Consider the following 19,985-nt stretch of genomic DNA (forward strand, 5'->3'; position numbering starts at 1 on the left):
GGATCGATGTGATCCGCGCCCCATCGCCGTATCCGGGTCTTTTGGGGAAGCCTGAGTTTGGGTACGGTTAGGTAAGCCTCACCGAATAGGGGATGGCTCGCACGACCATTCCGCTCAGGGAGGTGAACCGCGTGTACGTCTGCTCTTGCTTCGGGATCACCGACAAGCAGGTCGAGGACCACGCGGCCGCCGGGGCCTGCACCCCCCGGCAGATCGCCTCGGCCACCAAGGCCGGCACCGACTGCGGCTCCTGCGTGCGCACCATCCAGGGCCTCCTCGGCCGCGGGGCCTGCCCGCGCCGGGAACTGCTGGAGTCGGGCAATGCGGCGGCCGTGCTCGCCGCCGACCCGCTGGCCGCGGAGCCGGAGCCGGCGCTCGCCGAGGCCGCCTAGTCCCTGCTAGCTGGGCTGCTCGATGAGCTGCGCGATGTAGAGGGCTTCGCCGATGCTCGCGATGAGTTCCAGCTGGGTGTCGAGGTAGTCGATGTGGTGCTCCTCGTCCTCCAGGATCTCCTCGAACAGCCGCGCCGAGGTGACGTCGCCCTTGCCGCGCATGACCTCGATGCCCCGCTTGAGGCGGTCGATCGCCTCGACCTCGACCTGCCGGTCCGCCTGGAACATCTCCGTCAGGGTCTGGCCGACGCGCACGTGGAAGAGGCGCTGGTAGTTCGGCAGGCCGTCGAGCATCAGGATGCGCTCGGTGATCTTGTCCGCGTGCTTCATCTCATCGATGGACTCTTCACGCGTGTACTTGGCGAGCTTGGTCCAACCCTTGTTGTCCTGGATCCGGTAGTGGAGCCAGTACTGGTTGATCGCCGTGAGTTCGCCGGTCAGCTGCTCGTTCAGAAACTCAAGGACCTCGGGGTCGCCCTGCATCGCAGAGGCTCCTTCCAGGCAGTGTCAGCTAGTGACGGGGCAGATTGCGCGCATCCTTGCACCGCCGCCAGTGACAGTCCAGTAAGTACCTCCTTAGTGGGAGTTACCGTGACTTGCCCGAATCGGGCCGAAGCTGGTCACGACCACCCCGGCACGTCTGTCACCATGGAGCCATGGGTCAGCCGGAAAGCCGGGAATCTCCGGGGTCAGAGCAGCTGGAGCTCCCTCCCGGGCAGCGGTTGCAGAGGGGCTGGCCGGTCACCCATTACGGGCCCGTACCCAAGTTCAAGCCGGACCGCTGGGAGTTCCGGGTCTTCGGCGCGACGGCCGACGGCGAGAAGCACTGCTGGAACCACGAGGAGTTCACGGCCCTGCCGTTCGACTCGGTCGTGGCGGACCTGCACTGCGTGACGAAGTTCAGCATGACGGGTGCCGAGTGGGGTGGTGTGCTCACCCGCGGGATCCTCGACCTCGCACCGCCGTCCCCGCAGGCCACCCACGTCATGGTCTGGGCCGAGTACGGCTTCAGCTCCAACATGCGGCTGGCCGACTTCGCTTCGGAGCGGGCCCTCTTCGCCACCCACCAGGGCGGTGAACTGCTCACCGCCGAGCACGGTTTCCCGGTGCGGCTCGTGGTCCCGCACCTGTACGCCTGGAAGGGCCCCAAGTGGGTCCGGGGCATCGAGTACATGACCGCCGACCGGCGGGGCTTCTGGGAGGAGCGGGGCTACCACAACATCGGCGACCCCTGGCGCGAGCAGCGCTACTCGTACCAGGAGGAACCGGGGGAAGGCCCCGAGCTCTGAGCCCTCGGCTCGGCCCGGGCTCAGTGGTGGTACCGGTGGACGACCGCGTGGCCCTTGCCGCGGCCGATCATCCACTTGTTGACCGGGGTCGTGACGACGAACGCGAGCGCGAGTGAGACCGCGAGCGCGATCCAGAACAGCGGCTCCGAGAGCTGCGCGTCCATCGCGCCCGGCCACGCGGCGATCACGCCGTTGTCGATCAGCTCCATGACGGCGATCGAAAGGGTGTCCGCCGCCAGCGCCACCCGGACGGCCGTACGCAGGTCCACCCCGGCCGCCAGGATCCCGCGCAGGGTGAGGGCGTAACCGAAGAGGAACGCCAGGACGATCGCGAGGATCGTCGTGGGGAGGTTCCCCCAGCCCAGCGCGGTGCCGACGATCATGCCGAGCACTTCGCCGATGGCGCATCCGGTGAGGCAGTGCAGGGTGGCCCGCGCGGCCATGGCCCAGCTGACCCCGGCGGCGGCGTGCCGGTGCTGCTCGTGCTGCTCGTGCTGCTCGTGCTGCTCGTGATCCATGACTGCCCCCTGAGGGGAAACGCCGGATGGCGGTTCCGTCGACTTGACGGAACCGTATACCCCCCAGGGGTATTCCTCAACGGGTCACCGGAGGTCGCGCAGCTCCTTCAGCAGGGCCACGTCCGCCGCGTGCCCTTCCTTGCCGCCCGGTGTCTCGATGATCAGCGGGACGCCCTCCATCGCCGGATGCGTGAACAGCTCGGCGAAGGCCTCCCGCCCGATGTGGCCCTGGCCGATGTTCGCGTGCCGGTCCTTGTGGGCGCCCACGCCCTCCTTGGAGTCGTTCGCGTGCACCAGCTTCAGCCGGCCCTCGCCCACCGCCTCCACCAGCAGGTCCAGCGTCCGCTGCGCCCCGCCCGGCTCCGCCAGGTCGTGCCCCGCCGCGAAGATGTGGCACGTGTCCAGGCAGATCCCGAGCTTCGGGTGGTGGTCGAGCGCCTCGAAGTACGGGCCGAAGTCCCAGGTCCGCGAGCACAGCGAGGACCCCTGCCCCGCCGTGGACTCCAGCAGCAGGAACGGGTCGTCCTCGTGCGTCAGCTCGTCCAGCAGCGGCAGCATGTGCTCCCTGACCTGCGCGTACGCCGCCTCGCGCGGCCGGCCGCCGGTCGCCGAGCCGGTGTGCACGACCACCCCGAGCGCCCCGATCTCCCGGCCCCGGCGCAGCGAGTGCCGCAGCGACTCCACCGAATTCTCCACCGTCGCCTCGGTGTGCGAGCCGAAGTTGATCAGGTACGGGGCGTGCACGTACGCCGGCACGGACCCGGCCGCGCACTGCTCACGGAACAGCTCGTCCTGCGCCGGATTGCCGACCGGGGTGGCCCAGCCGCGCGGATTGGCGACGAAGACCTGCACGGCCTCGGCGCCCATCTCGCGGGCGTACGTCAGCCCGACCGAGGCGAGGCCGCCGGCGACGGGGACGTGCCCGCCCACTGGATTGCGTATCACGTGCGCTTACAGCCCCTTGGTCCTGATGGTGATGGCGGCGCCCTCGGGGGCGTTCTGGCCGCCCGGTACCGACTGGGAGTCCACGGTGTTGCTGAAGGAGAGGAAGGGCCGGTCCACCCTCACCTTGAAGCCCGCCGCCTCCAGCGCCTTGCGGGCCGCGTCCACGTCCTGGCCGGTCACGTCCGGCACCGGCAGCTGGCGCGGGCCCTTGGACACGGTCAGCGTCACCGTGTCACCGGTGGCGGCCTGGGTGCCGGCGCCGACCGACTGGCCGGCGACCGTACCCGCGGGGGAGGGGGAATTGACCTGCTCGGGGGCCGTGGCCACCTTCAGGCCGAGGCCCTCCAGGGCCGCGCGGGCCTGGTCCACGGGCTTGCCGGTCACGTTCGGGACCGGCACCGGCCGGCCCTTGCTGACCACGAGCGAGACCGCCGTGTCGGGGGCGCGCTTCTGGCCGCCCGCCGGGTCGGAGCCGATCACCGAGCCCTGGGCGACGTCCTGGCTGAAGGCCTGCGTGACGATCCCGGGGGCCAGCCCGGCCGCCGTCAGCTCGGCCCTGGCCGCCTCCAGCGGCTTGCCCTTGAGATCGGGCACCGAGATGACCTGGGGACCGCGGGAGACGGTGAGCACCACCGCGCCGTTGCCGCGGATGCGCTTGCCGCCCGGGGGATCGGTGTTCATCACCGTCCCGCGGTCGAAGGCGTCGCTGAACTTCCGGTCGACCCGTTTGACGCCCAGGCCCGAGGCGGACAGCTGGGCCTTGGCCTGCTCCTCGGTCTTGCCGAGCAGATTGGGGACCTTGGTGAACTGACCGGCACTGACGTACCAGACGCCCGTGCCGAGACCGAGGGCGAGCAGGACGCCCGCAATGACGAGCAGCGTGCCGCGGCGGGGGCGGCGCTGCCCGCGCGAGGCCGGGGCCAGCGGCAGGTCCTGGGCCGGCGGCACCGCCAGCCGGGACGTGTGGTGCACGGGCTGGTGCCGGTCCCCCACCGCGCGGGGGATCACGCTGGTGCGGTCCTCGGTGGCCGTCCGCTCCTCGGCCCGCGCCTGCGGCGGTACGGCGTCCAGCTCGGCGTCGCTGAGCTGGACGCGGGCGTCCATGGCCAGGCCGAGGAGGGCGGCGGCGTCGTACGGGCGCAGCTCGGGCTTGCGGGCGGTCGCGGTCGAGACGAGCTGATCGAGGGCGACGGGCAGCCCGGGGACGGCGGCCGACGGGGGCGGGACGTCCTCGTTGAGGTGCTGGAAGAGCACCTGGGCGGGGGAGCCGCCGGTGTGCGGCTTGGTGCCCGTCAGCATCTCGTACAGCACGACACCGCAGGCGTAGACGTCCACGCGGGTGTCGGTGACGCCGTTCTCGATCTGCTCGGGGGCGAGGTAGGAGACGGTGCCGAGGACGGAGCCCGTGGTGTGGGTGACGGAGTCCACGGACCGGACCAGCCCGAAGTCGGCCACCTTGACCCGGCCGTCGTCGCCGATCAGGACGTTCTCGGGCTTCATGTCCCGGTGCACGAACCCGGCCCGGTGCGCGGCGCCGAGCGCGGCGAGGACGGGCTCGAGGATGTCGAGCGCGGCGCGCGGCTGGAGCGCGCCGCGCTCGCGGAGCACGTCGCGCAGGGTGCAGCCGGAGACGTACTCCATGGCGAGGTACGTGTACGGGCCGTCCGTGCCCTGGTCGAAGACGGCCACCACGTTGGGGTGGGCGAGGCGGGCGACGGACTTGGCCTCCCGGATGAACCGGTCGACGAAGGCGGCGTCGGCGGCGAGGGCCGGATGCATGACCTTCAGCGCGAGGACGCGGTCCAGGCGGGTGTCGACGGCCCGGTAGACCGTGGCCATGCCGCCGGCCGCGATGCGGGCGTCGATGCGGTAGCGGCCGTCGAGCACGCGCCCGACGAGGGGGTCATCCAGGGTCGTATCCACCCGGCCGATTCTACGAGCGCGTCGCACCGCCTCGGTCCGGGCGGTCCGGCTTGCAGCTCAGCTGTGACGTCCGGGCCCCGCCGCGGGCCCCGCCGGGGTCAGAACGCCGGGCGCTCCGGGTCGAGGGCGGCGCGGCCCTCCGTCGGGGACGAGGCGGCCGCGAAACGGCGCTGGGGAATGCGGCCCGCGCGGTGCGCCAGCCGCCCCGCCGAGACGGCGTCCCGCATGGCCGCCGCCATCAGCACGGGGACCTGGGCCCGGGTGACGGCCGAGGCCAGCATGACCCCCGCACACCCCAGCTCCATCGCCAGGGCGGCGTCCGACGCCGTCCCGGCCCCGGCGTCCAGGATCACCGGAACACCGGCCCGCTCCACGATCAGCTCGAAGTTGTGCGGATTGCGGATCCCCATCCCCGAGCCGATGGGAGACCCGAGCGGCATGATCGCCGCGCAGCCCACGTCCTCCAGCTTGCGGGCGAGGACCGGGTCGTCGTTCGTGTACGGCAGCACCGTGAAGCCCTCGTCGACCAGGATCTCCGCCGCGTCCAGCAGCTCGACCCCGTCCGGCAGGAGCGTCCGCTCGTCCGCGACGACCTCCAGTTTGACCCAGTCCGTACCCAGCGCTTCCCGCGCCAGCCGAGCCGTCAGCACGGCCTCGCCCGCCGTGAAACAGCCCGCGGTGTTCGGCAGGACCGCGATGTCCAGCTTCGCGAGGACGGAGAGGACGGATCCCTGGACCGTGGGGTCCAGGCGGCGCATCGCCACCGTGGTCAGCTCCGTACCGGAGGCGATCAGTGCCCGTTCCAGGACGTCCAGGCTCGGGGCCCCGCCCGTACCCATGATCAGGCGGGAGGAGAAGGTGCGGCCGCCCAGCAGGAAAGCGTCGTCAGCCATGCCGCTCAACCCCCCTGGACCGCGGTGAGGATCTCGACCCGGTCGCCGTCGCCCACCGGTGTGGCGGGCCACTGCCCGCGCGGCACCACGGTCTCGTTGAGCGCGGCCGCGACCCCGGACGGGGCGGTGGTCAGGGCGGCGACCACCGTGTCGAGCGTGGTCCCGGCGGCGACCTGGCGCGCCTCGCCGTTGACCGAGACGGAGACGGAGATGGTCATGCGTACGACTCCTGGGGCGTGAGGGCGAAACGGCGCGGGGTGAAGGGGCGCGCGATCTCCGGCAGTTCGCCGGTGGTCAGCAGCTCCGCCATGACGTCCCCGGTGAGCGGGGTCAGCAGCACCCCGTTGCGGTAGTGCCCGGTGGCCAGGTGCAGGCCCGGCAGTTCGGTCGGACCGAGCAGCGGCGCGTTGTCGGGCGAGCCCGGCCGCAGCCCCGCCCGGGTCTCGGTGAGCGGGAGTTCGGTGATGCCGGGCACCAGCTCGTGGGCGTCGCGCAGGAGCTCGTAGACCCCGCCGGCGGTGACGGTGGTGTCCCAGCCGAGTTCCTCGCTGGTGGCGCCGATGACCAGCTCGCCGTTCTCGCGCGGGACCAGGTAGACGTGGCTGCCCCGCACGACGGCGCGTACGGTCCGCGACAGGAACGGCGCATGGGCGGCCGGCACGGTCAGGCGCAGCACCTGGCCCTTGACCGGCCGTACGGGAGCCACCACCTGCGGCGGTACGCCCGCGAGCCGGCCGCTGAGCGACCCCGCGGCCAGCACCACCTGGTCGGCGAGCAGCTCCGTACCGTCGTCGAGCCGCGCCCCGCGGGCCCGGTCGGCGGCGGTGAGCAGTCGCTCCGCGGCCGCCCGGTGGATGCTCACGCCGGCCCGCTCGCAGGCGGCCAGCAGCGCCGCCGCCAGCCGGCGCGGGTCCACCTGGTGGTCCCCGTCCACGCGCAGTCCGCCGCGGACACCGGGGGCCAGCATCGGCTCCAGGCGGCGGCACTCGCGCCCGGTCAGCCACTGCGACTCCAGCCCGCAGCGGCGCTGCAGTGCGTGCAGCTCGCGCAGGTGGAGGCGGTCGTCCGCGTCGAGCGCCACGGCGAGGGTCCCGCAGGCCCGGTAGCCGATGTCCAGCCCGCCGCTCGCGTCGGCGAGTTCGGCGGCGAACTGCGGATAGCGGGCGGCCGAGGCGAGGTTCAGCCCGAGCAGGGTCTCCTCGCCGTAGTGGAGCTCGGTGACGGCGGCGAGCATGCCCGCCGCGACCTGGGCGGCGCCGCCGCCGGGCGCCGGATCGGCGAGCGCGGTGCGCAGACCCGTACCGGCCGCCCGCCAGGCCGTGACGAGGCCGATGATCCCGCCCCCGATGACGAGGACGTCGTATCCCGGTTCCGGGCTTCTTCGAGATGAGTGCATGGGCGTCCAGCCCCTCCCTTCGCCGGCATGACCCGGATCAGGTTCGTACGGTCGGAGGCCGGCCAGCCTCCCTCTCAGCCCGGTGCGCCCGGACTCCCGCGATAGGTACGGTGGCCAGACTAACCCCGCCGCCGACGGCCGGGTAAGGCTGCCTCCCTGACCCGGCCCGATCGGCGAGACACCCCCTAATGTGGGCGGCGTGAGCGACCAGACGGAAGAGACTGACAGCGGCGTCGTCATAGTGGGCGCCGGAATGGCGGGGGTGCAGACGGCGGTTGCCCTGCGCGAACAGGGCTTCACCGGCCCCGTCACCCTGCTGGGCGCCGAGCCCCACCAGCCCTACGACCGGCCCCCGCTCTCCAAGGCGGTGCTGCTCGGCAAGGCCGAGGACTCGGCGTTCGACATCGACTTCGAGGCGCTCGGCATCGAGCTGCGGCTGGGGACGACGGTCACCGGGCTGCGGGCCGCCGAGCGCCTGCTCGACACCGAGAGGGGCCCGGTCCCGTACGGGGTGCTCGTGCTGGCGACCGGCGCCGAACCGGTGACCCTGCCCGGCACGGAGGGCGTCCCCGGGGTGCACCTGCTGCGCACCCTGGACGACGCGGCCCGGCTGAAGCCCGTACTGGCCTCGGCGCCGGCGATCGTCGTCGTCGGGGCGGGCTGGATCGGCGCCGAGTTCGCCACGGCCGCGCGCGAGGCGGGCTGCGCCGTGACCGTGGTGGAGGCGGCCGACCGGGTCCTCGCGGGAGCGCTGCCGGCCGAGGTCGCGGCCCCGATGGCGCACTGGTACGCGCAGGCCGGGGCCGAACTGGTCACCGGCGCGAAGGTGGCCTCCGTGGAGTCCGGCCGGGTGCTGCTCGCGGACGGCCGGGAGCTGGCGGCCGGCGCGGTGGTCGTGGGCATCGGCGCCCGGCCGGCGACGGCGTGGCTGGCGGGGTCGGGCATCGAGCGGGGCGCGGACGGCTCGGTGACGGCGGACGCCCACCTGCGGACCTCCCTGCCCGGGGTGTACGCGGTCGGCGACTGCGCGTCCTTCCCGTCGGGGCGGTACGGGGCCCGGCTGCTCGTGCATCACTGGGACAACGCGCTGCAGGGCCCCCGGGTCGTCGCGGCGAACATCCTGGCCGGGGAGCCCGTACGGGTCTACGACCCGGTGCCGTATTTCTGGTCGGAGCAGTTCGGGCGGTTCGTGCAGTACGCCGGCCACCACGCCGGGGCCGACGCGATGCTGTGGCGCGGCGATCCGGCGGAGCCGGCGTGGTCGGTGTGCTGGGTACGGGAGGGCGCGCTGGTGGCGGTGCTGGCGGTGGGCCGCCCGCGCGACCTGGCCCAGGGCCGCAAGCTGATCGAATCGGCGACCCCGGTCGACCCGGCCAAGGTCGCCGACCCCGCCGTCCCCCTCAAGTCGGCGACCGCGTAGTCACCCGGAAGGAGCCGCGAGGGGCCGTGAGTGGGCCGGGAGAGGGCCGTGAGAGGGCCGGGACAGGGCCGGGAGAGAGCCGGGGGAACCCGGACGGGGCGGCTCGGGTACCGGGGGCGAGTCCGAGATGGCAGGCTTGTGCCCGTGACCGAGATTGACGCAAAGATCGACGCCCTTGTCCCCGCCTGGCTCTACCTCCCCGACATCGCGGAGATGCTCGACATCGAAGTGACCCGGGTCCGCCAGATGGTCAAGGAAGGTCAGCTGCTCGCCGTGCGCCGCGGCGAGAACCGCTCCCTGCAGGTACCCGCTCCCTTCATCGACGGCGACAAGGTCGTCAAGGGCCTGGTCGGCCTGCTGACCGTGCTCCGCGACGACGGCTTCTCCGACGCGGAGATCCTGGAGTGGATGTTCACCGCGGACCCGACCCTGCCCGGCACCCCCGCCCAGGCGCTGAGCGAGAATCGCGGCACGGAGGTGAAGCGCCGCGCTCAGGCGCTCGCCCTCTGAGCGCTCCGAGCGCTCCGAGCTGAGACACGATCCAACCGCGGTGTACGGGCCGGGCGGCTGCGCCGTCCGCCCGTACACCGCGTACCGCTTACCACCCGGGGGTACCCATGTCCGCGAACGCCCAGCTGTCCGACGCGCGGCTCTATCTGTGCACGGACGCCCGCAAGCGGCAGGGCGACCTCCCCGAGTTCCTCGACGCGGTCCTCGCCGGCGGCGTGGACATCGTCCAGCTCCGCGACAAGGGCATGGAGGCCGGCGAGGAGCTGGAGCACCTCCAGGTCTTCGCGGACGCGGCCCGCCGGCACGGCAGGCTGCTCGCGGTCAACGACCGCGCCGACGTCGCGCACGCCATCGACTCCGACGTACTGCACCTCGGTCAGGGCGACATCCCCGTCCCCGCCGCCCGCGCCGTCCTCGGCCCGGCCGTGCTGATCGGCCGGTCCTGCCACGCGCAGTCCGAGGTCGATGCCGCCGTCGCCGAGCCGGGCGTGGACTACTTCTGCACCGGCCCCTGCTGGCCGACCCCCACCAAGCCCGGACGGCACGCCCCCGGCCTCGACCTCGTCCGGTACACCGCCTCGCTGGCGCAGGACCGGCCCTGGTTCGCCATCGGCGGGATCGACGGTACGAATCTGGACGAGGTCCTCGACGCCGGCGCCACCCGTGTCGTCGTCGTCCGCGCCCTCACCGAGGCCTCCGACCCGGGCGCGGCCGCGGCCGACCTCGCCAAGCGGGTCCGCGCCCGCGTCAGTGGCTGAGTGTCCAAAAACGTGTCCAAGGGATGGACCGGGCTTCGGTGTCCGCCAGGCCGCGTCTAACCTGCCCGTATGGCCCTTGGCACCTCCTCCACCTGGTCGGATCGCGCACACACGGTCCGCGACCTCCTCGCGTCCGGGCGCTCCTACTCCTTCGAGTTCTGGGCCCCCAAGACGGAGAAGGGCGAGCGCAACCTCTGGAACGCGCTGCGCCGGGTCGAGGCGGTGTCCCCGAGCTTCGTCTCCGTCACGTACGGAGCCGGCGGCTCCACCCGCGGCGGCACCGTCCGGGCGACCGAGCAGATCGCCTCCGACACCACCCTGACCCCGGTCGCGCACCTCACCGCCGTGGACCACTCGGTCGCCGAGCTGCGCAATGTGATCGGCCAGTTCGCCGACGCAGGCATCCGGAACATGCTCGTCGTGCGCGGAGACCCGCCGGGCGACCCGATGGGCGAGTGGGTGGCGCACCCCGAGGGTGTCCACTACGCCGCCGACCTGGTGCGCCTGGTCAAGGAGTCGGGTGACTTCTGCGTCGGCGTCGCGGCCTTCCCCGAGATGCACCCGCGCTCCGACGACTGGGACACGGACATCCGGCACTTCGTGGACAAGTGCCGTGCGGGCGCCGACTATGCGATCACCCAGATGTTCTTCGATCCGCAGAATTATCTGCGGCTGCGCGACAGCGCCGAAAAGGCGGGCTGCGAAACCCCGATCATCCCCGAGGTCATGCCTGTTGTGGCCATCAAGCAGCTCGACCGGCTGCCACAACTCAGCAACGCAGTCTTCCCCGCAGACGTGAAAGAACGCATGCTCGCCGTCAAGGACGATCCGGCCGCTGTACGCTCCATTGGCATCGAGTTCGCCACGGAGTTCTGCGCGCGGCTGCTGTCCGAGGGTGTCCCGGGGCTGCACTTCATCACGCTGAACAATTCCACGGCGACTCTCGAGATCTACGAGAATCTGGGTCTGCACCAGCGGGCCTGATCGGCCGGCCCCCGTTTCCTGGGCGGTCCGCCGTACCGAGAGGGGCCATGCATGGGAATGACGGTCCTCTACATCGCGTTCGGTTTCGTCGCGTTGTGGCTGCTTGCCGAGGTCCTGATGCAGTACAAGGCCCGGCTGCGCTGGCGCCTGCTCGCCTTCGCCGGCTTCCTCGGCGTCGTCGCGGGCGTGGTGCTGCCGTCCGTGCTCGTCATCGCGGCCGGCGCGGCCGCGTTCGCCATGGGCCAGATCCTGGTGACGCTCTCCTTCCGCAAGGGCTTCGAGGCCGGCTGGGCGCTGCGCCGCGGCGGTGTGCCCGTCGCGGCGCCGCCGACCCGGCGGCGCCGGGCCGCGGGCGGTCCGCGTCCGCAGCCCGCGCTGCGGGTCACCGCGCTCGAGTACGGGTCCGAGGACGCGCCCCAGGACGGATCCGCGGCCGAGCAGCAGGCCACCGGCGCCCCCGACGCATCGAACCCCTCGGACGACGCCCCGTCCGCCGGGGGCCGGGAGTTCTACAGCCCGCAGCCGCTGCCCGAGGACACCGGGTCGTACGGGATCCAGAGCTTCGCCCCGGCCGCCGACACGGCGGCCTTCGCCTCGCCGTTCACCACGGCCGAGCAGGACTCCCACCAGTACGCCGCGTACCACGACCCCCAGGGCCAGGGCGGGTACGACTACAGCGCCGGCTACCAGGCGGGCGGCGAACAGCAGGTCTACGCCGCCTACTCGGACCCGTACATCGGCACCGGCGGCGGCGTCGCCCCGCAGCAGCCGTACGACTACGCCCCCTACGCCGAGTACACCCCCGACCCGTACGCGGCCGCGCAGCAACAGCAGTACTCCATGGACACCCCGCCCGGCGGGGTCTGGGTCCCGCAGCAGCGGTCCACCGACGAGTACGGCCGGCCCTACCCCGAGCAGGAGCCGGGCCGGCAGCCGCAGCAGGGGTACCCGTACACCGGCGAGTACGAGCAGTACCGCTACTGAGAACCGCGGAACTCCGCGCCCTCCACGATGAGCCCGGACACCAGGGCCCCCGTCATCCCGGCGTGCGCCAGCCCGCCACCGGGGTGCGCCCAGCCGCCCGCGAGGTACAGGCCGGGCAGGGCCGTGGAGTTGGCGGGGTAGAGGCCACGGCCGCCGGCCCCCGCGAGAGCCGGCGGGGGGACCGACCCGCCGAGGGCGCCCGTGGCCGCCTCGACGTCGGCGGGGGTGCGCACCTCGTGCCACAGCAGCCGCTCCCGCAGGCCCGGTACGGCCCGCTCGGCGAGGACCAGCAGCTCCCCGGCCCCGGGGGCGCCGGCCGCCGGCACGGGGGCGCAGACGGCGCTCACGGTGACCGCCTCGTGGTCCGCGTCGGGCCGGGTCGCCGGGTCGTCGGGGCGCAGCACGGTGACCAGCGGCCCGGGGGAGTGCACCAGCGTCCGGTGCACGGCGTCCGCGGGGCGGGCGCCGCGCAGGGCGAGGAACAGGGTGACGCGGCTTGCCGTGCCGGCCCCGCGGGCCGGGACGCCGCCGGGCGCCGACTCCACCCCCAGCTGCCGGGGGTCCACGCCGCACACGACGAAGTCGGCCTCCGCCTCGGTGCCGTCGGCCAGCCGCAGTCCGGCCGCCCGGCCGCCGCGCGCGAGAACTTCCCGTACGTCCCCCTCCGCGCCGAAGACGAAGGCGACCTTCCGTTCCAGGCACCGCTCGTACACGGCGGTGGCCAGCGCCCGCAGCCCGCCGCGCACGTACCAGCTGCCGAAGGTCTGCTCCATGTACGGGAGCACGGCCGCCGCGGCCGGCGCGGTCGCCGGATCGACCCCGTACGCGCGGACGCGGCCGGTCAGCAGCTCCCCGAGACCGTCCCCGCCCAGCTCGCGCCCGGCCACCTCGGCCAGCGTGGGCGGCCGCCTGCGCAGCAGACCGCTCCCCCGCACCGCGGGGTACGGGTCGCGGCCCAGCACCTGCCAGTCGGGGCGCAGCGGCTCCTCCAGCAGGGGGCGGCGGGTGGCGTCCCAGGCGTCCCTGGCGCGGCCCAGCACCGCGCTCCAGCGCTCCCCGGCGCCGGGCCCGAAAGCCTGGTCGAGGACGGCGGCGGCCGCGCCGCGCGAGGCGTTGGGGAGGGTGACCTCGCGGCCGTCGGCGAGGACGTGCCGGACGGCCGGATCCACCTGGACCAGCTCGGCGCAGTCCTCCAGGGGCCGCTTGCCGGTCTTGACGAACAGGTCGCGGTAGACGGCGGGCAGGTGCAGCAGTCCGGGGCCGGTGTCGAAGGCGAAGCCGTCGCGCTCGAAGCGGCCGACCGCGCCCCCGTACGTCGTTCCGCGCTCGTACACCGTCACCCGGTGCCCCGCCACGGCCAGCCGGGCCGCCGTCGCCATCGCGCCCATGCCGGCGCCGATCACCGCAATTCGTGCCATGCGGCTGAGCCTATCGAGCGCTGACGGGCAGCTCAGCGGGGCGGTGCCGCGGCGGCCGCCCGCGCCTCGGCGGACAGCCGTTTCTCCTCGCGGCGCTGGGCACGCCGGCGCAGGAAGCGGCGGATCCTGCTCCACAGGTAGATCAGCAGCGCCAGACCGATGGCCAGCAGCACGGCAGCGATGATCGCGGCGGCCTGCGGGTTGAACATCGCGAAGGTGACGATCCCGGCCACCCCGAGGTCCTCGGCGGTGCTCATCGCGATGTTGGTGAAGGGCTCGGGCGAGGTGTTGATCGCCATCCGGGTGCCGGCCTTGACGAAATGGCTGGCCAGGGCGGTGGAGCCGCCGACGGCTCCGGCGGCGATGTCGGAGAGCGAGCCGCTCTGCCCGGCCAGCAGTGCGCCGACCACCGCGCCGGCCACCGGGCGGATCACGGTGTGGACGCCGTCCCAGAGCGAGTCCACGTACGGGATCTTGTCGGCCACCGCCTCGCAGAGGAACAGCACGCCCGCGACGATCAGCACGTCGGTGCGTTGCAGCGATGCCGGGACCTCGTCGGTCACACCGGTCGCGCCGAAGATGCCGAGCAGCAGGACCACGGCGTAGGCGTTGATCCCGCTGGCCCAGCCGCTGGTGAAGACCAGGGGGAGCACACTCACCGGCTCATCATGACGGAAAGGTGAGGGGATGACCGCCATACGGCGGCCATCCCCTCACCTGTGTTCCGTGTTCCGAGCGGGGTCTACTGCCCCTGTTCGTCGCGGCGGCGCTGCCACCGCTCCTCGATGCGGGTCATCATCGACCGACGCTGCCGGTTCTGGCCGTGGGCCGAACCGCCTGCACTGCCGGAGGCGGGCTGCTCACCGGGCTTGGGTGCCTTGCGCCAACCGGTGACCACGAGAACGGTGCAGCCCAGCATGACGAGGAAACCCACCACGCTGATCCAGAGCACGTTCGGCACGATCACACCGGTCATGAGGAGCGCGATACCCACCACAATGCCCGCGACTGCCTGGTAGACCCGTCGCCGGGTGTACGTACGCAGTCCGCTTCCCTCAAGCGCTGTCGCGAACTTGGGATCTTCGGCGTACAGCGCTCGCTCCATCTGCTCGAGCATGCGCTGCTCGTGCTCCGAGAGCGGCACGGGAGTCCTCCTCATCCGTCGGTCGCGGGGGGTAGCGACCAGGGGTCCCCTTCAGGATAGGCGGGGAATCGCCCCCGTGATACCCGCCCTCTACGCCACTTTCATCAATCGCTGCGCGAAACCGTACCGCCGTGCGAGCGGCCACTGGGGCGTTATTCCCCAATGATCCGTCCGGCATGCCGGTCACTGCCCCCGATCATACGGGGCCGGGCGGCGGTTCGGAGGGTGTGTGGCCGACCCCGTGCCGGGAAGCTCCGCAGATCAGGCGGGCTTCTCGCCCAGGACGTGCAGCTGCGTGGCGACCGCGTGGAAGGCGGGCAGCTCGGCGGCGGCCTCTTCCAGGCGGAGCAGGGCCTCGACCGCGCCCGGCTCGGTGTCCACCAGGACCCCGGGGACCAGGTCGGCGAAGATCCGTACGCCGTGCACCGCGCCGACCTCCAGGCCCGCTCCGCCGACCAGCTCGCCGAGCTGTTCGGCGGTGAAGCGGCGGCCCGCCGGGTCGCCGGAGCCCCAGCGGCCCGCCGGGTCGGTGAGCGCCGTACGGGCCTCGACGAAGTGCCCGGCCAGCGCGCGCGCCAGCACGGCCCCGCCGAGCCCGGCGGCCAGCAGGCTGAGGATGCCGCCGGGGCGCAGGGCCGCCACCGCGTTGGCCACGCCCTCGGCCGGTTCGTCCACGTACTCCAGCACGCCGTGGCACAGCACCACGTCGTACGACTCGCGCTCGACGACATCGAGCAGGCCCTGGGCATCGCCCTGTACGCCGCGCACCAGGTCGGCCACGCCGGCCTCGGAGACCCGGCGCTCCAGCCCGAACAGCGCGTTCGGGCTGGGGTCGACCACGGTGACCCGGTGGCCCAGGCGGGCCACCGGCACGGCGAAGTTGCCGGTGCCGCCGCCGGTGTCGAGCACGTCCAGCACATCCCGCCCGGTCGCCTTCACCCGGCGGTCGAGCGCCTCCTTGAGGACCTCCCACACCACGGCGGTGCGAAGGGAGGCACGGGGGCGGGAAGTGTCCGACACGACTGTTGGCTCCTCGGCGCGGTACGGGAAAGCGGTCTCCGCCCCACCCTATTGCCTCGGGCCGCCGGGCAGCTCATCCCGCGTCCGGGTGCTCCGGGTGCTCCGGGCGCGGCTGTGGCGGGACCTGCGGCAGGGTCTGCGGCAGACCTTGAGCGGCTGGCGGGTGGAGTTCCAGCATCCGCTCCACCAGGCGCAGGAACATCGAGACGGCGCGCACCAGATCGTCCGCGTCCCGCGCGGTCGCCGCATCCGCCATGCCCGCCTCGGCCCGGGCCCGGCGGGCCGCGCCGGAAGCGAAGAGCGCGCTCCACTCGGCCAGTTCGGGCGCTATCTCCGGGAGCACCTCCCACGCGCTGCGGATCCGGGGCCGCCGCCGCGGGCTCACCGGCTCGGGGCGCCCGCGCGCGGCGAGTACGGCCGCGGCGGTGCGCAGGGCGGCGAGATGGGCGGTGGCGTACTGCTCGTTGGGCCGGGTCAGCCGGGCGGCTTCGGCCAGGCCGCTGCGGGCCTTGGCGAGCAGGTCGAGGGCGGCCGGAGGGGCCGCCGACTTCCGCGGGACGGGGTGGACAGGGGACGGGGACGGTGTGGCCATGACGAACCTCCTGTCGATGCGCGCGAGGCGCTCCTGCGTGGTGCGGTGGCGGTGCGGGGCCCGGCGCTGTGCCGGTCCGTGCATTCATCGTGACGGCCCCCACTGACAATCGCGCTGACCTGCGCATTCGCGACAACTACCCCCCTGCGCGCGCCGGATGTCTCCGAAGGTGGTAGTTTTTGAACTGACCGGTCAGTTCAAAAAAGAGGGGGATGGCGTGGACAGCCCGCACGGCGCGTCCGTCAAAGCCGCGGACTTCGGACTCAAGGGCCCGCGCGGCTGGGTCTTCCGGGGCATCGGGATCGACGCGGCGCCCGGATCGCTCATCGCGGTCGAAGGCCCTTCCGGCAGCGGTCGGACCTGCCTCCTCCTCGCCCTCACCGGGCGGATGAAGCCCACCGAGGGCCGCGCCGAGATCGGCCGCCACCCGCTGCCGAAGAAGATGGCCGCCGCCCGCCGCATCAGCGCACTCGGGCCGGTCCCCGGGGTCAACGACCTCGACCAGGCCCTCACCGTCGCCGAGCAGCTGCGCGAGGGCGCGCTGCTCCAGCGCCGCTACGACGGCCCGTTCCGCGCCCTGCTGGGCCGGCGCACCGAGCGCCGCGCCGCCGGCGAGGCCCGGATCGACGCCGCGCTGGCCGCCGCCGGACTGGACCTGGCCACCCTGCCCAAGGGCCCGCGCACCTCCGTACGGGACCTGGAGCGCCTGGAATCCGTACGGCTGTCGGTGGCCATCGCCCTGCTGGGGTCGCCCCGGCTGCTGGCCGTGGACGACCTCGACCTCAAGCTGTCGGACGCCGAGCGCGCCGAAGCCTGGGCCCTGCTCCGCTCCATCGCCGCCGCCGGGACCACCGTCCTCGCGGTGTGCAGCGAGGCCCCCGAGGACGTGACGGTCCTGCGGACGGCTCCCGCGGAAGCGGAAGCGGACGCGGACGCGGACGCGGACGAGAAGAACGAAGCCGACGACACCACCACCACTGACGAAGACACGAAGGGGGCGGACGATGCGCTCGCCGAAGCTGGCCGCGCTTGAGCTGAAGCGGTTCGGGCGGGGGAAGCTGCCCCGAGCCGCTCTCGTCGCGCTGCTCCTGCTGCCGCTGCTCTACGGAGCGCTGTACCTGTGGTCCTTCTGGGACCCGTACAGCCGCCTCGACAAGGTTCCCGTCGCCCTCGTCAACTCCGACCAGGGCGCCACCGTGGACGGCAAGAAGATCGACGCCGGCGATGAGATAACCCGCAAGCTCCACGCCAGCAAGACCTTCGACTGGCGCGAGGTGAGCGCCGAGGAGGCGGCGAAGGGGCTGGAGGACGGCACCTACTACCTGTCCCTCACCATGCCCGCCGACTTCAGCGCGAAGATCGCCTCCAGCTCCGGCGCGGACCCCGCCACCGGAGCCCTCCAGGTCCGCACCAACGACGCCAACAACTACATCGTCGGCTCGATCTCGCGCACCGTCTTCTCCGAGGTCCGCTCGGCGGCGTCCACCAACGCCTCCCGCGGCTTCCTCGACAAGATCTTCGTCTCCTTCTCCGACCTGCACGACAAGACCGCCGAGGCCGCCGACGGCGCCGACAAGCTCAAGGACGGCGCCGGCGAGGCCCAGCAGGGCGCCGAGGCCCTCGCCGACGGCCTCGACACGGCCGAGGAGAAGAACGGCGAGCTCACCGGCGGACTCAAGAAGCTCAACTCGGCCGCCGGACAGCTGGAGAGCGGGACGAGGAACGTCGCCAACGGCACCCAGATCGTCGCCGACGTGGTCAACCGCGCCGCCGCCAAGGCCAAGCCCCTCGTCGAGAACCCCAAGCAGATCGCCGACAGCGCCGAGCTGGTCGCCGACACCGCCAAGGTCGTCAACAACCACCTCGACACCTTCGCCAAGAAGGCCCCGGCCGCCGCCCGGGTCGGCAAGCAGGCCGCGGCCCTGGCCGCCGACGTCTACACCCGCACGTGCGTCACCCCCGCCACCAAGCCGCTGCCCGCGACCTGCCCCGACCTGAAGAGGGTCAAGGACGGCACCGCCGAGGCCGCCGAGCTCTCCGGTGACGTCGAGTCCCTGGTCAAGGACTCCGGCGGCGACCTGGCCAAGCTCAAGGAGCAGCTCGCCGAACTGGAGAAGGACGCCCGCAAGCTCGCCGCCATGGCCCCCGGCCTCTCCGGCGACCTCGAATCGGCCGTCACCCAGGCCAACGCCCTCAACACCGGTGCCCACAAGGTCGCCACCGGCATGGTCCAGCTGCACGCCGGGATCGGCTCCGCCTCCTCCGGCTCCGCCGCCCTCGGCGACGGCGTCGGCAAGCTCGGCGACGGCGCGCACCGCCTCGACGGCGGCATGTACAAGCTCGTCGACGGCAACCGTGATCTCGCCGACGGCCTGCACGACGGCGTCGGCAAGATCCCCGACTACGACCAGCAGCAGCGCGAGGCCCGCACCCAGGTCATGGCCGACCCGGTCCAGCTCGCGAACCAGTCCCTGCACAAGGCGCCCAACTACGGCACCGGCTTCGCCCCGTACTTCATCCCGCTCTCCCTGTGGGTCGGCGCGATGGTCGCCTACATGCTGATCGCCCCGCTGAACCGGCGGGCCCTGGCGGCGGGCGCCTCGCCCTGGCGGATCGCCTTCGCCGGTTGGCTTCCCGTGGCGGGCCTCGGCATCCTCCAGGTGGGCGCGCTGATGTCCGTACTGCACTGGGGCCTCGGCCTGGAGATGGCCCGTCCGGCCCTCACCATCGGGTTCCTGATGCTGGTCACCGGCTGCTTCGCGGCCATCGTCCAGTGGCTCAACGCCAAGTTCGGCGCGGCCGGGCGGATCCTGGTCCTGGCCGTCCTGATGCTCCAGCTGACCTCGGCGGGCGGCACGTACCCCGTACAGACCAGCCCCGGCTTCTTCAACGCCATCCACCCGTACCTGCCGATGTCGTACGTCGTGGAGAGCCTGCGCCGCCTCATCACCGGCGGCGACCTCACCCCGGTCTGGCAGGGCTGCGCCGTCCTGACGGCCTTCACGGTGGGCGCCCTGGCGCTCACCGCGCTCGCCGCCCGCGGCAAGCAGGTGTGGACGATGGACCGGCTGCACCCGGAACTGAGCCTGTAAGGACCTGTTGACCTGTGAGAATCAGCGCCATGGAAAGCAGCAGCACCGGCACGGCGGCCGCCGCGAGCAGCGGAAGCGGCGGCGGCCGCCGACAGGCCACCAGGCAGAAGCTCTACGAAGCGGCCGTCACCCTCATCGCGGAGCAGGGTTTCTCCGCGACGACGGTCGAGGAGATCGCCGAGCGGGCGGGCGTCGCCAAGGGCACCGTCTACTACAACTTCGCCAGCAAGAACGACCTGTTCGAGGAGCTGCTGCGGCACGGCGTCGGCCTGCTCACGGCGTCCCTGCGGACGGCCGAACAGGAGACGCAGGCACGCGGCGGCAGCCGCGTCGAGGCGCTGGACGCGATGATCCGGGCCGGCCTCGTCTTCATCGACCGCTACCCGGCCTTCACCCAGCTGTACGTCGCCGAGCTGTGGCGGACCAACCGGACCTGGCAGTCCACGCTGATGGTGGTACGCCGGGAGGCGGTGGCCGTCGTGGAGACGGTGCTGCGGGAGGGCGTCGAGCGCGGTGAGCTGAGCGCGGAGATCGACGTGCCGCTGACCGCGGCCGCGCTGGTGGGGATGGTGCTCGTGGCCGCCCTCGACTGGCAGTCGTTCCAGAGCGAGCGGTCCCTGGACGACGTGCACTCGGCGCTGTCGCTGCTGCTGCGGGGGCGGGTCAGCGGGACCCGCTGACGCCGTACCCCGATCGGCGGTGCCGTG

General features: G+C 72.8%; 22 protein-coding genes and 1 riboswitch. Of the genes, 10 read left to right on the forward strand and 12 right to left on the reverse strand.

What is annotated here, in order from left to right; all coding sequences use genetic code 11:
• Nucleotides 1–92: 92 nt before the first annotated feature.
• Nucleotides 93–392 (forward strand): bacterioferritin-associated ferredoxin, encoded by a 300-nt coding sequence (locus ACFWBF_RS32175; RefSeq protein ID WP_385608111.1) that lies wholly within the window; start codon nucleotides 93–95, stop codon nucleotides 390–392.
• 6 nt (nucleotides 393–398) lie between these two features.
• On the opposite strand, the gene bfr is transcribed toward ACFWBF_RS32175, so the two are convergent.
• Nucleotides 399–875, reverse strand: coding sequence for a bacterioferritin (gene bfr / locus ACFWBF_RS32180; protein WP_385608113.1), 477 nt, complete (start codon nucleotides 873–875; stop codon nucleotides 399–401).
• A 173-nt stretch (nucleotides 876–1,048) separates the two neighbouring features.
• Between bfr and ACFWBF_RS32185 the strand changes: the two genes are divergently transcribed.
• On the forward strand, nucleotides 1,049–1,681 hold the full coding sequence (locus ACFWBF_RS32185; protein WP_385608115.1) for a sulfite oxidase-like oxidoreductase: 633 nt from the start codon (nucleotides 1,049–1,051) through the stop codon (nucleotides 1,679–1,681).
• 20 nt (nucleotides 1,682–1,701) lie between these two features.
• On the opposite strand, the gene ACFWBF_RS32190 is transcribed toward ACFWBF_RS32185, so the two are convergent.
• From ACFWBF_RS32190 to thiO, 6 genes are all read right to left on the reverse strand, one after another.
• Nucleotides 1,702–2,199, reverse strand: a complete 498-nt coding sequence (locus tag ACFWBF_RS32190) for a DUF4396 domain-containing protein (RefSeq protein ID WP_385608116.1) — start codon at nucleotides 2,197–2,199, stop codon at nucleotides 1,702–1,704.
• A gap of 84 nt (nucleotides 2,200–2,283) precedes the next feature.
• Nucleotides 2,284–3,141, reverse strand: a complete 858-nt coding sequence (locus ACFWBF_RS32195) for a deoxyribonuclease IV (RefSeq protein WP_385608153.1) — start codon at nucleotides 3,139–3,141, stop codon at nucleotides 2,284–2,286.
• Between the two features lie 9 nt (nucleotides 3,142–3,150).
• Nucleotides 3,151–5,067 carry a Stk1 family PASTA domain-containing Ser/Thr kinase gene (gene pknB, locus ACFWBF_RS32200; RefSeq protein WP_385608118.1) on the reverse strand — a complete coding sequence of 639 codons (1,917 nt, stop codon included), beginning with the start codon at nucleotides 5,065–5,067 and terminating at the stop codon, nucleotides 3,151–3,153.
• 98 nt (nucleotides 5,068–5,165) lie between these two features.
• Nucleotides 5,166–5,960, reverse strand: coding sequence for a thiazole synthase (locus ACFWBF_RS32205; RefSeq protein ID WP_385608120.1), 795 nt, complete (start codon nucleotides 5,958–5,960; stop codon nucleotides 5,166–5,168).
• Nucleotides 5,961–5,965: 5 nt separating this feature from the next.
• Entirely contained in the window at nucleotides 5,966–6,178 is a 213-nt protein-coding gene (thiS, locus tag ACFWBF_RS32210; protein WP_385608122.1) for a sulfur carrier protein ThiS, read from the reverse strand.
• Nucleotides 6,175–7,356: a glycine oxidase ThiO gene (gene thiO, locus ACFWBF_RS32215; RefSeq protein ID WP_385608124.1), complete on the reverse strand. Its 1,182-nt coding sequence runs from the start codon at nucleotides 7,354–7,356 to the stop codon at nucleotides 6,175–6,177. Before thiO ends, thiS begins: the two co-directional genes overlap by 4 nt.
• A riboswitch (TPP riboswitch) is annotated at nucleotides 7,354–7,466 on the reverse strand. Its footprint overlaps the gene before it by 3 nt.
• Nucleotides 7,467–7,555: 89 nt before the next feature.
• Between thiO and ACFWBF_RS32220 the strand changes: the two genes are divergently transcribed.
• From ACFWBF_RS32220 to ACFWBF_RS32240, 5 genes are all read left to right on the forward strand, one after another.
• Nucleotides 7,556–8,776: an NAD(P)/FAD-dependent oxidoreductase gene (locus ACFWBF_RS32220; protein ID WP_385608126.1), complete on the forward strand. Its 1,221-nt coding sequence runs from the start codon at nucleotides 7,556–7,558 to the stop codon at nucleotides 8,774–8,776.
• 144 nt (nucleotides 8,777–8,920) lie between these two features.
• Nucleotides 8,921–9,286, forward strand: a complete 366-nt coding sequence (locus tag ACFWBF_RS32225; protein WP_385223039.1) for an Rv2175c family DNA-binding protein — start codon at nucleotides 8,921–8,923, stop codon at nucleotides 9,284–9,286.
• A gap of 107 nt (nucleotides 9,287–9,393) precedes the next feature.
• A complete protein-coding gene (gene thiE, locus ACFWBF_RS32230) occupies nucleotides 9,394–10,044 on the forward strand; it encodes a thiamine phosphate synthase (protein ID WP_385608127.1) in 651 nt (216 codons plus the stop codon).
• Nucleotides 10,045–10,113: 69 nt separating this feature from the next.
• Nucleotides 10,114–11,028: a methylenetetrahydrofolate reductase [NAD(P)H] gene (gene metF / locus ACFWBF_RS32235; protein ID WP_385608129.1), complete on the forward strand. Its 915-nt coding sequence runs from the start codon at nucleotides 10,114–10,116 to the stop codon at nucleotides 11,026–11,028.
• 51 nt (nucleotides 11,029–11,079) lie between these two features.
• Nucleotides 11,080–12,012, forward strand: coding sequence for a hypothetical protein (locus ACFWBF_RS32240; protein ID WP_385608131.1), 933 nt, complete (start codon nucleotides 11,080–11,082; stop codon nucleotides 12,010–12,012).
• Here ACFWBF_RS32240 and ACFWBF_RS32245 read toward each other — a convergent pair.
• The 5 genes from ACFWBF_RS32245 to ACFWBF_RS32265 form a co-directional block, all read right to left on the reverse strand.
• Complete coding sequence (locus ACFWBF_RS32245) at nucleotides 12,006–13,430, reverse strand: phytoene desaturase family protein (protein WP_385608132.1); 1,425 nt, start codon at nucleotides 13,428–13,430, stop codon at nucleotides 12,006–12,008. The two genes, ACFWBF_RS32240 and ACFWBF_RS32245, sit on opposite strands and share 7 nt — an antisense overlap.
• A gap of 32 nt (nucleotides 13,431–13,462) precedes the next feature.
• Nucleotides 13,463–14,089 (reverse strand): DUF4126 domain-containing protein, encoded by a 627-nt coding sequence (locus ACFWBF_RS32250; RefSeq protein WP_385608133.1) that lies wholly within the window; start codon nucleotides 14,087–14,089, stop codon nucleotides 13,463–13,465.
• 83 nt (nucleotides 14,090–14,172) lie between these two features.
• A complete protein-coding gene (locus ACFWBF_RS32255) occupies nucleotides 14,173–14,574 on the reverse strand; it encodes a DUF3040 domain-containing protein (RefSeq protein ID WP_215015059.1) in 402 nt (133 codons plus the stop codon).
• Nucleotides 14,575–14,835: 261 nt separating this feature from the next.
• Nucleotides 14,836–15,594, reverse strand: coding sequence for a methyltransferase (locus ACFWBF_RS32260; protein WP_385608135.1), 759 nt, complete (start codon nucleotides 15,592–15,594; stop codon nucleotides 14,836–14,838).
• Between the two features lie 73 nt (nucleotides 15,595–15,667).
• Nucleotides 15,668–16,186, reverse strand: coding sequence for an SAV_6107 family HEPN domain-containing protein (locus tag ACFWBF_RS32265; protein ID WP_385608136.1), 519 nt, complete (start codon nucleotides 16,184–16,186; stop codon nucleotides 15,668–15,670).
• A 217-nt stretch (nucleotides 16,187–16,403) separates the two neighbouring features.
• On the opposite strand from ACFWBF_RS32265, the gene ACFWBF_RS32270 reads away from it, so the two are divergent.
• From ACFWBF_RS32270 to ACFWBF_RS32280, 3 genes are read left to right on the forward strand one after another with little or no spacing between them, the layout of a single operon-like run.
• Nucleotides 16,404–17,219, forward strand: a complete 816-nt coding sequence (locus tag ACFWBF_RS32270) for an ATP-binding cassette domain-containing protein (RefSeq protein WP_385608138.1) — start codon at nucleotides 16,404–16,406, stop codon at nucleotides 17,217–17,219.
• Nucleotides 17,191–19,278 (forward strand): YhgE/Pip family protein, encoded by a 2,088-nt coding sequence (locus ACFWBF_RS32275; RefSeq protein WP_385608139.1) that lies wholly within the window; start codon nucleotides 17,191–17,193, stop codon nucleotides 19,276–19,278. The genes ACFWBF_RS32270 and ACFWBF_RS32275 overlap by 29 nt, the downstream gene beginning before the upstream one ends.
• A gap of 29 nt (nucleotides 19,279–19,307) precedes the next feature.
• Nucleotides 19,308–19,958 (forward strand): TetR/AcrR family transcriptional regulator, encoded by a 651-nt coding sequence (locus tag ACFWBF_RS32280; RefSeq protein WP_385608140.1) that lies wholly within the window; start codon nucleotides 19,308–19,310, stop codon nucleotides 19,956–19,958.
• Nucleotides 19,959–19,985: the final 27 nt, after the last annotated feature.

Origin of the sequence: Streptomyces sp. NPDC060028 (assembly GCF_042736725.1) — a bacterium.
In the GTDB taxonomy this organism is placed as follows: Bacteria; Actinomycetota; Actinomycetes; order Streptomycetales; family Streptomycetaceae; genus Streptomyces.